Below are 12,958 nucleotides of genomic sequence, written 5' to 3' on the forward strand. Positions count from 1 at the left end.
CCCAAATTCTTGAGTTTTTAATCCATCATTTCCACACTTCTGCTAATAAACTGTGTTAAATCTTTTCCATTTAACATGTTCTGAGAAAGTAAAGCTAAATCATACCCTTGCTTGGCAATCGCTTTTTGTTTGGCTTCATCTGTTTCTTTAAGGATTTTACCTGCCAATTTATGATTCCCGTTAATGGTTAGGTTAAACTGATCCGGCATATTACCCATAAATGGCATTCCGCCACCACCGGTTTGTGCCATATCTTTCATTCTTCTCATAAATTCAGGCAATGTAATAGTTACAGGTAACTCCTCAGGTGACAATGCTTCTATGCCAATTGTCATTGATTTATTGTTAACAGCTTCCTCAAAAACCTTTTTCAACTTCTCTTTTTCTTCATCTGAAAGCACCAACTCATTTTTCTCATCTTTGTCAATCAGTTTATCAACAATGTCTGCATCAACACGCTTCATACTGGTTTTCTCCAGCTTTTGCTCAAGCATATTAATGAAGTGGCTATCAATTGGGCTGTCCAACAAAATCACATCGTATGATTTCCTTTCTGCTGAAGTGATAAAGGCATCTTGCTTTGCAGGGTTAGTAGCATAAATGAAGTTTACATTACCATCCTTATCAGTCTGGTTAGTTTTTACATGCTCTGTGTATTCATCTAAAGTGAAGTATTTATCCTGATTAATGCTCTTCAACAAACAGAATTTCTTAGCCTTGTCAAAAAACTTATCATCGCTCATCATTCCATACTTAATGAATAAGCCAATGCTTTCCCACTTATCTTCAAATGATTTTCTATCACTTTTATAAAGATCTGATAATTTATCAGCCACCTTTTTTGTGATATGGCTATTGATTTTCTTAACATTGCTATCAGCCTGCAAGTAACTTCTGGAAACATTCAAAGGAATATCCGGAGAGTCAATTACACCATGCAATAGCATTAAAAATTCAGGTACTACGTCTTTTACTTCATCAGTGATAAATACCTGCCTTGAATATAATTGTATTTTATTTTTCTGAATTTCCAGTTCATTCTTGATTTTAGGGAAGTAGAGTATCCCGGTTAAGTTGAATGGAAAATCTACATTAAGGTGAATCCAGAAAAGAGGTTCTTCGCTAAACGGATAAAGTTCTTTGTAGAAATTGATGTAGTCTTCATCTTTTAAGTCTGCCGGGGATTTGGTCCATAGCGGATTAGGATTGTTAATTACATCAGGTTTTTTAACTTTCTTTTCTTTGGCATCGTCTCCTTCACCTTCTTTAATAGTTTCTTCTTTCTCTCCAAAAATAATTGGTACTGGTAAAAACTTACAGTATTTGTTCAGCACTTCACGCACTCTGTGATCCTCTAAAAATTCTTTGGAATCATCATTAATATGGAGGATTACTTCAGAACCACGTTCCTTTTTGTCACCTTCTGTTAATTCAAACTCTGTGCTACCATCGCAAATCCAGTGAGCAGGTTTGGCTCCTTCTTCTCTTGAAAGTGATTTGATTTCCACTTTGCTGGCCACCATAAAAGCAGAATAGAAACCTAATCCAAAATGCCCGATAATACCGGAACCTTCACCTTTCTCTTTGTATTTTTCTACAAATTCAGTAGCTCCTGAGAAAGCGATCTGGTTAATATATTTTTTGATCTCTTCGCCTGTCATCCCGATTCCTCGGTCAATTACATGCAAAGTCTTTTTCTTTTTATTGATTTTAATTTCAATAGAAGTATCACCCAGTTCACCGGTATATTCTCCTAATGCTGATAAACTTTTTATCTTCTGTGTGGCATCAACGGCATTGGAAACCAGCTCTCTTAGAAAAACTTCATGATCGGAATACAGAAATTTTTTGATGATAGGAAATATGTTTTCCGAATGAATTGAAATAGTTCCTTTTTCTTGCATAATAGTTTTCAGTTTTATTTTATCATCTTTGGTTTATCAATAGTTATTCCATTACTATCTTTAAGTCCGATAACTGCCAGCTTGGCAGAATTTTTGTAAGTTGTGGAAATTGTATGTAAAATTTACCGATATGAAAGTCAGAAACACATTATTTAGCCTGTTAACTCTGTTATTATTTCTTCCCTTCCAGTCATGCGATGTGGTGAAGCAGGTTGCTAAAGATTACGGAATTGATACCAGCACAGGTTTAACAGAATCAGAAGTAATACAAGGATTGAAATCTGCCCTTGAGGTAGGCACAAACTCCGGAGTGAAAACAGTATCTAAAGTAGATGGCTATTTAAAAGACGCAGCGATTAAAATTTTATTACCTGCAGAAATCAATTCAGCTATTACGCAACTTAAATCTACTTCTGCCGGCAGAAAGGTGTACGACAATGTGATAAAAGATATTGAACAAGATATGATTGTGAGTTTGAACAGGGCCGCTGAAAAAGCTGCCATTAAGGCCAAGCCTATTTTCATAAATGCTATTAAAGGAATGACAATTCAGGACGGATTTAATATTTTGCGAGGAGCAGATGATGCCGCCACCTTATACCTGAAAAATAAAACTTTTAACCAGTTAGTGTCTGCTTTTAAACCGGATATTAAAAGTGTGCTGAGCCAGCCCATTGTTTTTAATAAGAGTAGTGAAGCAATTTATAGTCAATTTGTAAAATCATACAATGATGTGGAAAAAGCTGATGTTATAAATGCTCTAAAATTAAGTCCAATAAAAGAAAGTGACCTTTCTACATTTGTAACTCAGCGCGCTTTAGATGGAGTTTTTCATAAAATAGCTGTAGAAGAAAAACAAATAAGAGAAAACCCGGCAGCTAGAATAAATGCTATCTTAAAGAAGGTGTTTGGTAGTTGATTTATAGAGGTTTTTTCCTTCATTGGAATTGCGGATTTCTTATTCAACTGTATTTTTATTCGATTCACTAATAATTAATGTTTTATTATGAATAGGGCTATGGTCAGGTTTACTCCTATTTTTTTATTAATAATATTTACAATCAGTACTCAGAGTTTATTTAGCCAGAACATGGGCTTTAAAGGAGGTGTTACAATAAGTACAGTAAATGGGCAGGGAAGTGGAAGTTTTATTCCCGGTTTTCAGGCAGGGTTTTACAAACAATTTGGATTTGAGGAGCAACCTTATTTTCAACTTGAGCTGCTTGTAAGCCAGAAAGGATCTCATAATTGGAGCACCGAAAATTTGAGGAATTTAAATTTATTCTATCTTGATGTTCCCATAATGTTCGGTATTTATATTGGTCAAAAAGTGAATCTAAATCTTGGGTTCCAGCCCAGTTTGTTCCTGGGCGGGAATTTTCGCTCTGAGGAGTCTGCAAAAAATCTTTGGGGTGAGGTAGCAAGCATGGATTATTCTACTCTTTTTGGCATTGAATATAATCTTAGAGAATCTTTCATTATAGGAGGTAGGTATAATCACAGTTTTGTTCCACTGCAGTCATATACTAATGATTTTGCGACAAATAAAGATTTACCCCTGTTGATGGTTGCTCAGATTTATTGTAGAATAAAAATAGATAATTTAAGTGACCTTAATCCTTTTTCAAACAGAAAGAAAAAGGATTGAGTTTTATCTTAATCATGGGAATTATCTAACTGATTTACTGCTGATTTGCTTTATCAGGGGAGGTTGATTTTATTAATTCATCATTCTTCCATTCCCCTTGAAGTTTTATATTATTATCTTTGTCGTATAATATTCCGAAACCATTCCTTTTATCGTTTTCCCAATTTCCTTTATATTTTTCACCTTTGCTCCAATAATAGGTTCCTTCACCTGATCTCTTATCATTTACATACTCACCTTCATACATTTGGCCATCTATCCATTTATAAGTACCCTTTCCATGCTTTAAATTAGATTTCCACTGTCCTACGTAAACGCTTCCGGTTTGGTAATACCCCATACCTTTACCATTTGCCATTTCATTTTGGGTTTGCCCGAAGTAAGTGATTTCTGTGCCGCTTAAGCTATAAAAGGAAAATTCTTTTAGCTTAGGGCTGGTCTCAAATGAATTTTTTATAGTCAGCAATTCTTTTTCAAGTGCTTTTTTATCAGCCTCCTGTGCCGCTACTATAGAATTTGTTGAGTCTTCCAAACCGGTTTTTAACAGCTGGAGTTCAATATTTTTCATCAATTCAGCTTGCGTAAGTTTTTGTGAATCAAAGCTAATTAAGCTATCAATGGCAAATTTTAACTGTCTGAACTCTTTAATTCTGGATTTTCTATTAGACCACAATGAATCCTCATCTAAAAAATATGCGAGAGAATTGTAAATTAATCGGGCGGAATCATATTTTCCACTGATAAATAATTCATCTGCTAAAGACTTTTTCTTTAGAAATTCCATATCCTTTTTCAAGTTTGAAATAGTCTCAGTCTTTGTAGCTAATTCATTTTTGAATTTGCTTGTTTTAATAGCTGTATAAGAAATAATTACAAGAAGGATAATTAAGATTACCGCTATACCTAGTGTAAATCGTTTTTTATTAAAATTCATAATTTTGTCAATCTGAAAGTTTAATAGCAGGGATTTTTCTTTCTTTTTTCCTGAAGTCGAGAGAGATATATGTACTTACTCTCAAAATGTATCTTCTCCTGTATAAAGTTGGATCGCTGGTTTTTTGGCCTGTTGTATACATTAATCCCATAGAGGCACTTACTCTTGGACTTACTATGTAGCCGAAGTTTCCGTATAATCTGAAATCCTCGATAAAGCTACCCACTACAGGCTTACCTGTTTGCAGAATTAACTCCACGCTCGGAGAAAAATATACTGTACCAGGAACTAATTGTGGATTGTTAAGGGGGATTTTAGCATAGATGCTGTATCTCCATCTATTTCTGAATAGCCATTCCGAATCGGGCCGGTGGTTTGTACTCCATCTATGCTCAATTCTTATTCTGTGGTAAAGCATAAAGCGAGAAAATGGCATTACAAAAAGATATTGATGCCAAATCCTTGGTTCAATTATTAGTGGCTTCAGCTCTTCATTTCCAGGTTCAGGTGTAAAATCAAGTCTTAAAACACCTCCTACAGTAATATTGAATTTTGGGGAATGCACATAATTAATCCCATGCCTATTGTATATCTGAGCCATTCGGTCAATAAAAGGTCTGTTTTCAGCAGAGCCTATTCTTCGGTAATGCATTTCAGCTGCCCAAAATAATTTATCGGAAATTCTAAACTTGTTGTAAGAACTAAACCATAGATTGGTTTCCAAATCATCAAAAGAAGACTCCAATTCCTGCCCGGTTACAAAGTAGCTGGAAAATGACAGCAGAGCTATTAAGGATATTTTTATACAAGCGTTAATCATTTAATTTTAGTCCTGTGGCTAATATTTCATTGGCTTTTTGTGGCTGCTTTACTCTTTTTAGTTGTCTTTCTATACTGTCAGTTCTCTCATCCAGAAGAGCCATAATTTTATCAAATAAATTCTGGAAATTTAATGTGCTTCTTTCTATGTTATCACAGTTAATTTCTTTCAGTTCTTCAAAAATGGCTGGCAATAAAATGTTATTAAATACCCGGAAGATTTCAGGTTTAATTCTTTCCTCCATGTTGGTGAAGGTATAAGGGTTAAAGGTTTGCTTTGTATAGCTTCCTCGGATGGTAGCTGTTTTTTGCGGACTATGCTGTATCGCTAATATTAACTTTTCTAGTTTTTCAAAACAGTCAATTAATGGGTCAACTGCCTTTTTCTTTTCATTAGTTTCCAATTCATTATATTCATAAAGAAGTTCTTCTGTGAAATTTAAAAGCTGACTTTGTACATTGAAACCAGCCAAACTTTCATGCTGTATATGAATTAATGAATCTATTAAAGAATCAACATGTTCATAGGTTTGATTTAATTTGCTTTCCAACGCGACAAGCCTCTTTTCTTGCTTGTACTCAGAAATGTATTCTTGAAATTGCAAATTGATATAATTTACCTCATTAAGAATAGATTCAGTAAGTTCTGCCACATCTTTAAAATTGTGAATTTCCTTATCATACGGCTCATTAAAAGTATAGCTAGTGTAAGTGGTATCTTTCCATGACACATTTTGTACAATATTCTCATCAGGAAGTTGCAACCAATTCTGCAAAAGAAGTTCTCTATTGAAATACTTCAGCCTGCTCTTATCGTGTAAAGTTAATATACCTTTTATAGGTTGCAGATAATCCTCCTGAATCATTCTTAAAGCGTTTTTTAATAACAAAACCTCTTCAGAGAATTTATTTGCTTTCGCTATAGTAGGGTTATTTAATATTCTGTTAAGTAAACTATTGGTTTCTTTATATAAGATGGATACTTCTTCAATATTTTCTATTTCAACTTTTTCTAAAGGCGATGCTTTTATCTTAGCTTTAATATTTATATTAAGGTGAGAAGCCAATCTGGACTGAGAGACTGAACTAAAGTCATCGAATTTATTAATTACAAGACTTAGTAATTCGTTTAGCTGTTGTGGGTTATATAAATCATGCTGTTTAGGGTTATTAAGGGATGATTGTAAACTAATTATTTCCAGATAGTCTTTTGTAATAGATATATCTTCTATTAAAAAGTCATTATTAAATTTAGGCTCTATTTCGAAAGTGATTTCATTATTGCCCTTCATCATATTAAGCTGTACAAGCCTCATATTATTGAAAACCCATTCTTCAATTAATGAGCTTTTTCCTGATGAATTTTGAGAGTAAAGAGACCATTTTTCTATCGGAAAACCTGAATTATTCAAATTTCCCACGGCAAATGTATTTGTTGTTCCAAATTTAATTGTTCCAACAGGCGTATCATCTGAATATGACAGCGTTGCGAATAGGAGAGTATCCTGAATTTCAGATTTTACAATTTTTTTTTGATACAATTCCCATAAGCCATTTTTCTTTCCTTTTTCAAAGGATCCGTTCAGTTCAGTTTCCTCACCATTCACTTTAAAAGTGTATCCATACTTATTGTAGTTTCCTTCTTCAGTAAGTTTAAATTCACCTAGTAACATTTTCCATTTCTGATCGGGAACGTCATGGATATATTGACCTTTCTTCTCTACAAATGAGTAGGTGCTGTCAGCTTTAGTATGTTCCTCATGTAGAGTGAAAGGACCATGAAATATTGTGTCGCTTTTCTTTAGATAATATTCAAAATAGGTATTGTATGAAACTTTGGAAGTGTTATAAATACTATCGTACTGAAAATTCTTTTGGGCAACAGCAGAAACACTCCCCATCAAAACAGCTAAAAAGAGAAATACAGCTTTTTTCGGATGGATCATATTTAATTTAGCTGTCATTTTAATCAATATTTTTAAATAATAGTTGTACAAAACTATAATTTATTGATCAGAAGGAAAAGGAATAGATATTATAGATAAACTATGTTATACCAACCTTATGATAAATGAAAGTTTTATCTCAATCTATCCATTGAGCGAACCAGTCTTTCATCTTTTCTGATAAATCGTCCGGCCAAAGAATTGAAAACAATGGCAATAGCAGGGAGAAATAGTCCATACTGATAACCACCCTGAATATCCTGTAAAATATTACTTTCAGCCTGCGTTGCCCAATAAGCAGATAAACCCAATGCCACTCCAATCACTATTGAATTAACAGCGCAGAGAATAATTTGCTTCATCCTTTTTTTATATAATCCAATAGTGATGAAAGCTATGCAAACTGAAATAATTCCTAAAATACCGGGGATAGCATAGGGCATGAATGTATTTTGAACACCTTCTTCTTCGATAGTCACTTTTTCCATATAAAATGCAGTTTGAGTATAAGAAACTGCGGTATTAATTTCCTGTTTTTGCCAAATTGGGGCGAATAAAAAGACCAGCATAGCAATGCCAACGAGCAATAAAAATACAGTTTGAATTCTTTGAATCATGGATTAGGAATTTATTTAAGCCACAAAGATAGAAGAATTTTTTTTGTAGGTAATTGTAAAAACCTTAAATGATTGGGGGTATATCTATAAAATGGATTAGCATTTGCCAATAAATGTGAACTATGTTAAAATAAATAAACTCCTGAAAAATAGTTTCAGGGGCTTATCAATAAAAGTATATGCAAGTATTGATTTAACGCTTTCACCTTGAAAGTAAAATAACTAAACCGTGCGCAAGCACAGCTCCAACTGCCTTTTTTTTGGTAAGAGAAGGCCTGTCATATTTCCACTGAGCAGCCCATCCTTTTTCGGACACTTTGCTTGAATGCATAACGCCTGATTCTACCACTTAATCCGGAAGCCATTATACAAATGAATAGCTGAACCACAAATGCAAATACCTGGTCACTTTAATACAAGCATCCTGAGGGTGGTGGATTTCAGGAATCGGTTAGTCCTTCTCAACATGCACTCTGCGTGTTCCTCTCATTGCTGACAGAATAGTAGTTTTTAGTTAAAAATTTTCAGAGGACAGTCTTTTCATAATGATCACTACAACCTATCCATTCGGTTTCGGTATAAATCGCAAACCTGCTGAAATCAACCCCGTTATTTTTAATTAAACTTTAACTACATGATAGTCAATCACACTGCTGAAGGATGGGAGATCATCACCCAGCGTTCCCATGGCCTTTTAGCCGGTCAAATTTGTGCTCAATGGAAGAAAGAGAACCGACCTCCCCGGTGGTTCGATACTTTAATAGCCACCACAGAACATGATGATGCTCATAATGAATTAGATAAGGAGGACCTCCTGGAAGAAAATGGAGGTCCTAAAGATTATAAAATGAAAAGCCACAGGAGGGGGAACTTTGATCCTGAATATTGTGATAATCTATTGAAAATGGCCATTACAAAAGGGCTTTATATCACTTTGTTAATTGCAAAGCATATTCACTTTTTGTATGAGGGCGAAAAGGAGGCTCAATCTTACTGTGAAAAGCTGAAGAAAAAGGAAAAAGTATGGCTGAAGCAGGCTGGTTGTACCCGAAAAGATGTAGATAAAAGTTACCGGTTGCTGGAGCTATGTGATGCATTTTCCCTACTGATATGCGAGCAGAAACTTCCACCTGAGGGTAGAAGATTAGAAATTAGCAAAGGGCCGGATGGTAAAATGTTTGAGCTTTATCAAAATCCTAATAAGCATATTGTAGTGTATCCATGGCCGTTTGAAGAAGATAGTTTTATTGTAAATTATGAAGTAAGGCTATTGGATCAGCTTGCTTTTAAGAATAATGCTGAATTCCTGAAAGTTTTTCGTTCAGTACCGGTTGAGAATAAAATGATCAGAATTGTTAAAGAAGCCGGAAAGTAATCCTCCCCGGTCTTCTGTCTTCTCAATCGTTCTATTATCTTTCCCAGAAAGCAGGTGGTTCTATTCCTAATGATCTTAAATAGACATATCCCTGTCCTCTGTGGTGAATTTCATTGTCTATAAAATATAGAATTGATGATTGAACTGTTCCCTCATATGCGCCAAATGCTTTAATTGTTTCATGAAAACGATTTGGCTTCAATTGATTCCATAATCGATTAATTTCTTCAGTGCTTTCATCCCAAAGGGAGAGCATTTTGGCCTTGCTGTTACCATGATCAAAATGTTCCTTCAATTCAGAAGTACTTCCACTTACTATTTCACGGAGTCCGGGTGTAGCAATAGCCAAAAGTTCCATGGTCATTTCTGCAAAAGTACGCATACCACCAATGGAATAATTGAAGAATTTTTCTTCTGGAAAAGCCTCTATCACTCTTCTTGTAAGTGCTCTATGTCCTTGCCAGTGGTTTAGAAGTTCTTCAGGGCTGATGATCTGAGCTGTTCCGGGTTTTTCTGCTGTGTTGGTGTTCATGATTAAAAAAGTTTGTGTGTTAAAATGTTTTAAACAAAAGTAGAACAGGGTGGTGACAGCCTATTGTCAGCAGTAAATCTGGACAGGTAATAAATTAAAATTCTTGTAAATCAGAAATGAAATAGCTCTCAGTTATCAATCTGGTATGTTAGCTAATTATTTTTCTACTTCGTCTTTTGCTACTGACATAAGGCTGTCATTTAAAGGCTGTTTATTTGTGATAAACTGAAACTCATCAACAATGGAAATAGTAAAAACAGCAGAGAAAAGAGCATTTCAGACATTAGTAGTTGATTTTGCTAATTATAATTATTGGGCAAATAAGCAATTAGCCGATTGGTTAATCACTAAACCTGAAGAACTGATGGATACAGAAATACCTTCAAGTTTTTCAAGTATCAGAAAAACAATTCTTCATATTAAAGAAACACAGCAATTTTGGCTAAGTAATATCCTTCAACGGCAGGAAGAAACGGAAGACCTGGATTTGCTGGAATTGTATGACAGTAAATGTGGAATTTGCCAGGTTTTCGATAGCATTATAGATCAATCGGGTGTAATGGCCAGTATAATTGAAAATTATGATGATGCAGCTTTACTAGAGGAAGTGTCAACTGTTTCTCCATGGTTCGAGTCAATTCAACCACGTTATGAGCTTATTCAACATTGTATGAACCACAGTACCTATCACAGAGGGCAGATTATCACCATTGGCAGAAATTTAGGTTTTACTGATGCGCCCATGACAGATTTTAATTTTTATTTGCTTCAAGTAAAAGGATGACTAAATTTGGTAGAAGCCTTAAGCAGTTACAAGGCTTCTTTTTAAACATTTTAGATTCTGCTATGAGTATCGACACTTTTAAACGCTTTGACAGAATTATTGCTATTTTTATTCACTTGCAATCCAAAAGAGTGGTTAAAGCACAGGAATTAGCAGATAGATTTGAAGTGAGCCTGAGAACAGTTTACAGAGATATCAGAACCCTGGAATCCTGTGGTGTGCCAATTTGTAGTGAGGCTGGAGTGGGCTACACATTGATGGATGGCTACCGATTACCACCTGTCATGTTTACCAAAGAGGAAGCGGGAAGCTTTGTGGCTGCGGAAAAATTGATGGAGAAGTTTACGGACAAGTCGTTGGGAGCTTATTTTGCTTCTGCCATGTTTAAAGTAAAGTCAGTATTAAGAGGAAGTGAGAAAGACTGGATTTCTATGCTGGAATCTCAGGTGATGATTAATCCGGCTCAACCCCTCTTTAATGAAAAAATCCCCAATGCACTGGAATTGCTTTTTGAAAGTATTGTAGATAAAAAGCAGGTAGTTCTTCGATACCAGTCCATTCAGGCAGAAAAAAGTTCTGAGAGACTAATTGAACCTGTAGGTATTTTCCATGAAAATAATTTTTGGTATGTATGGGCCTATTGCCATTTAAGAAAAGATTACCGTCAGTTCCGAACAGATAGAATTCATGCCATTACTAAAACAAAGGAGGCTTTTACACTTGCTCATGGAACCATTGACGAACATAGAAAGCAGGAGCAGGAGCAGAGTTGTGAAAGAGTTTTAGTGCGGATTCTTGTGGAGAAAAGGACTGCCAGGCACCTAAAGAATGACAAGAAGTATTATGGATTTATTTCTGAAAAGGTGGTTGGAGATAATGTAGAGATGACTTTTCTTACTATTGATGCAGAGCACAGCTTTCCCAGATGGTTCCTGATGTTTGGGCAATATGCTACTATTCTTGAGCCCGAAAGTTTAAAAGAGCAAGTCAGAAAACTTTTAAAAGAGACTGAATTGAAGCTCAATAGCTAAAAGACTTTGACTGCATCTTTTCCACATGCTTTCCTATTTTGAACTATGCATTTCTTTTCTTATAATTAGAAGAAAATCAGCTTCTTGTGTAACAATTTAACTGTAAAGACATTTAAATTAGTTATCAGTTTCAACTAAAATTTTATCAAAACTACCAGCACCATGAAAAAGCACAGATCTCCCTTACACAGCTCCAACGGCAGGCGTCAGTTTATTCGTCAACTATCTATGGGCATAGGAGCCACCACATTAGGCTTGCACGGTCTATCCTCTTTTGCGGGTAACAGAAGTATTCAGCCCTCAGAAAAAACTATGCAAAAACTTCAAAATGGAGAAAAACTAGGCGTTGCACTCGTGGGGCTTGGAGGCTACAGTACCGGCCAATTGGCACCTGCATTGCAGGAAACTAAGCTCTGTAAACTCTCAGGGATTGTAACAGGTTCACCTGAAAAGATTCCTGAATGGAAGAGAAAATACAATATTGCTGATAAGAATATTTACAATTATGAAAACTTCGGGACCATCAAAGGAAATGATGATATTGATATTATATACATTGTTTTGCCAAATGGAATGCATGCGGAATACGCAATAAAAGCTGCTGAAACAGGAAAGCATGTAATTAGTGAAAAACCTATGGCTACTTCGGTAGCAGATTGCCAGCGTATGATAGATGCTTGTAATAAAGCAGGGGTGAAGCTCTCCATTGGCTACCGCCTACATTTTGAACCACATAATTTAGAAGTGATGAGGCTGGGACAAAAAGAAGTATATGGTGAGGTACAAAGCATAACTGCTGAAGATGGCTTCAGAATAGGCCACGGAGGCTGGCGGTTAGATAAGAAACTATCTGGCGGAGGACCATTAACAGATGTGGGGATTTACTGTATCCAGGGTGCTATTTATACAAAAGGTGAAATGCCTGTTTCTGTTACCGCAAAATACCATGAAGTAGATAATAAAGAGAAATTTGATGAGGTAGAGCAGGGAATTGATTGGCAATTGCAATTTGCCGATGGAACGGTAGCTGATTGCAAAACCAGTTATGCAGAAAATTTAAATTTGCTACGTGCGGAAACCAATAAAGACGAGTGGTTCGAATTAAGTCCGGCTTATTCCTACAGTGGAATAGAAGGAGATACCAGTAAAGGAGACATTGATTACAAGCAGGTGAATCAGCAGGCTTTGCAGATGGATGACTTTGCAGACTGTATTATCAATGACAAAAAAACGCCTGTTCCCGGAGAAATGGGTTTAAGGGACGTACATATTATCTATGCCATCTATGAAGCCGCTGATACTGGCAAAAAGATACAAATAGACCAGCGCAAAAAAATGCTGGATTGGAGAATTAAAGGAAAATAATGG

At 35.5% G+C, this 12,958-nt stretch carries 13 protein-coding genes; 6 read left to right on the forward strand and 7 right to left on the reverse strand.

The features are described 5' to 3' along the window. Positions 1–17: 17 nt before the first annotated feature. Entirely contained in the window at positions 18–1,904 is a 1,887-nt protein-coding gene (htpG, locus tag IEV85_RS09240; RefSeq protein ID WP_188462551.1) for a molecular chaperone HtpG, read from the reverse strand. 130 nt (positions 1,905–2,034) lie between these two features. On the opposite strand from htpG, the gene IEV85_RS09245 reads away from it, so the two are divergent. Both IEV85_RS09245 and IEV85_RS09250 read left to right on the forward strand, forming a co-directional pair. Further along, on the forward strand, positions 2,035–2,823 hold the full coding sequence (locus tag IEV85_RS09245; protein WP_188462554.1) for a DUF4197 family protein: 789 nt from the start codon (positions 2,035–2,037) through the stop codon (positions 2,821–2,823). 171 nt (positions 2,824–2,994) lie between these two features. Further along, complete coding sequence (locus IEV85_RS09250; protein WP_188462556.1) at positions 2,995–3,552, forward strand: porin family protein; 558 nt, start codon at positions 2,995–2,997, stop codon at positions 3,550–3,552. Positions 3,553–3,586: 34 nt separating this feature from the next. Here IEV85_RS09250 and IEV85_RS09255 read toward each other — a convergent pair whose 3' ends face one another. From IEV85_RS09255 to IEV85_RS25065, 5 genes are all read right to left on the reverse strand, one after another. Continuing rightward, positions 3,587–4,486 (reverse strand): MORN repeat-containing protein, encoded by a 900-nt coding sequence (locus tag IEV85_RS09255; RefSeq protein WP_188462558.1) that lies wholly within the window; start codon positions 4,484–4,486, stop codon positions 3,587–3,589. 7 nt (positions 4,487–4,493) lie between these two features. Further along, positions 4,494–5,306, reverse strand: coding sequence for a DUF2490 domain-containing protein (locus IEV85_RS09260; RefSeq protein WP_188462561.1), 813 nt, complete (start codon positions 5,304–5,306; stop codon positions 4,494–4,496). Further along, entirely contained in the window at positions 5,299–7,269 is a 1,971-nt protein-coding gene (locus IEV85_RS09265) for a hypothetical protein (RefSeq protein WP_188462563.1), read from the reverse strand. Before IEV85_RS09265 ends, IEV85_RS09260 begins: the two co-directional genes overlap by 8 nt. Before the next feature lie 116 nt (positions 7,270–7,385). Further along, positions 7,386–7,868 carry a DUF4293 domain-containing protein gene (locus tag IEV85_RS09270; protein ID WP_188462565.1) on the reverse strand — a complete coding sequence of 161 codons (483 nt, stop codon included), beginning with the start codon at positions 7,866–7,868 and terminating at the stop codon, positions 7,386–7,388. 202 nt (positions 7,869–8,070) lie between these two features. Continuing rightward, on the reverse strand, positions 8,071–8,199 hold the full coding sequence (locus IEV85_RS25065) for a hypothetical protein (RefSeq protein WP_262892141.1): 129 nt from the start codon (positions 8,197–8,199) through the stop codon (positions 8,071–8,073). Between the two features lie 303 nt (positions 8,200–8,502). Between IEV85_RS25065 and IEV85_RS09275 the strand changes: the two genes are divergently transcribed. Further along, positions 8,503–9,243: a DUF3891 family protein gene (locus tag IEV85_RS09275; protein WP_188462566.1), complete on the forward strand. Its 741-nt coding sequence runs from the start codon at positions 8,503–8,505 to the stop codon at positions 9,241–9,243. Positions 9,244–9,277: 34 nt separating this feature from the next. Here the strand turns inward: IEV85_RS09275 and IEV85_RS09280 are convergent, their stop codons facing one another. Then, positions 9,278–9,775: a DinB family protein gene (locus tag IEV85_RS09280; protein ID WP_188462568.1), complete on the reverse strand. Its 498-nt coding sequence runs from the start codon at positions 9,773–9,775 to the stop codon at positions 9,278–9,280. Between the two features lie 241 nt (positions 9,776–10,016). On the opposite strand from IEV85_RS09280, the gene IEV85_RS09285 reads away from it, so the two are divergent. The 3 genes from IEV85_RS09285 (at position 10,017) to IEV85_RS09295 (ending at position 12,955) form a co-directional block, all read left to right on the forward strand. Next, positions 10,017–10,559, forward strand: coding sequence for a DinB family protein (locus IEV85_RS09285; protein WP_188462570.1), 543 nt, complete (start codon positions 10,017–10,019; stop codon positions 10,557–10,559). Continuing rightward, positions 10,556–11,590, forward strand: coding sequence for a helix-turn-helix transcriptional regulator (locus tag IEV85_RS09290; RefSeq protein ID WP_229712548.1), 1,035 nt, complete (start codon positions 10,556–10,558; stop codon positions 11,588–11,590). The genes IEV85_RS09285 and IEV85_RS09290 overlap by 4 nt, the downstream gene beginning before the upstream one ends. Positions 11,591–11,752: 162 nt before the next feature. Continuing rightward, positions 11,753–12,955: a Gfo/Idh/MocA family oxidoreductase gene (locus IEV85_RS09295; RefSeq protein ID WP_188462572.1), complete on the forward strand. Its 1,203-nt coding sequence runs from the start codon at positions 11,753–11,755 to the stop codon at positions 12,953–12,955. Positions 12,956–12,958 lie beyond the last annotated feature (3 nt).

Origin of the sequence: Marivirga lumbricoides (assembly GCF_014636295.1) — a bacterium.
GTDB classification, from domain to species: Bacteria; Bacteroidota; Bacteroidia; order Cytophagales; family Cyclobacteriaceae; genus Marivirga; species Marivirga lumbricoides.

Excerpts from the sequence above, each read along its gene's own strand:
- htpG (WP_188462551.1), bottom strand. The coding sequence starts at position 1,904 with ATGCAAGAAAAAGGAACTATTTCAATTCATTCGGAAAACATATTTCCT.
- IEV85_RS09245 (WP_188462554.1), top strand. The coding sequence starts at position 2,035 with ATGAAAGTCAGAAACACATTATTTAGCCTGTTAACTCTGTTATTATTT.
- IEV85_RS09250 (WP_188462556.1), top strand. The coding sequence starts at position 2,995 with ATGGGCTTTAAAGGAGGTGTTACAATAAGTACAGTAAATGGGCAGGGA.
- IEV85_RS09255 (WP_188462558.1), bottom strand. The coding sequence starts at position 4,486 with ATGAATTTTAATAAAAAACGATTTACACTAGGTATAGCGGTAATCTTA.
- IEV85_RS09260 (WP_188462561.1), bottom strand. The coding sequence starts at position 5,306 with ATGATTAACGCTTGTATAAAAATATCCTTAATAGCTCTGCTGTCATTT.
- IEV85_RS09265 (WP_188462563.1), bottom strand. The coding sequence starts at position 7,269 with ATGACAGCTAAATTAAATATGATCCATCCGAAAAAAGCTGTATTTCTC.
- IEV85_RS09270 (WP_188462565.1), bottom strand. The coding sequence starts at position 7,868 with ATGATTCAAAGAATTCAAACTGTATTTTTATTGCTCGTTGGCATTGCT.
- IEV85_RS25065 (WP_262892141.1), bottom strand. The coding sequence starts at position 8,199 with ATGCATTCAAGCAAAGTGTCCGAAAAAGGATGGGCTGCTCAGTGGAAA.
- IEV85_RS09275 (WP_188462566.1), top strand. The coding sequence starts at position 8,503 with ATGATAGTCAATCACACTGCTGAAGGATGGGAGATCATCACCCAGCGT.
- IEV85_RS09280 (WP_188462568.1), bottom strand. The coding sequence starts at position 9,775 with ATGAACACCAACACAGCAGAAAAACCCGGAACAGCTCAGATCATCAGC.
- IEV85_RS09285 (WP_188462570.1), top strand. The coding sequence starts at position 10,017 with ATGGAAATAGTAAAAACAGCAGAGAAAAGAGCATTTCAGACATTAGTA.
- IEV85_RS09290 (WP_229712548.1), top strand. The coding sequence starts at position 10,556 with ATGACTAAATTTGGTAGAAGCCTTAAGCAGTTACAAGGCTTCTTTTTA.
- IEV85_RS09295 (WP_188462572.1), top strand. The coding sequence starts at position 11,753 with ATGAAAAAGCACAGATCTCCCTTACACAGCTCCAACGGCAGGCGTCAG.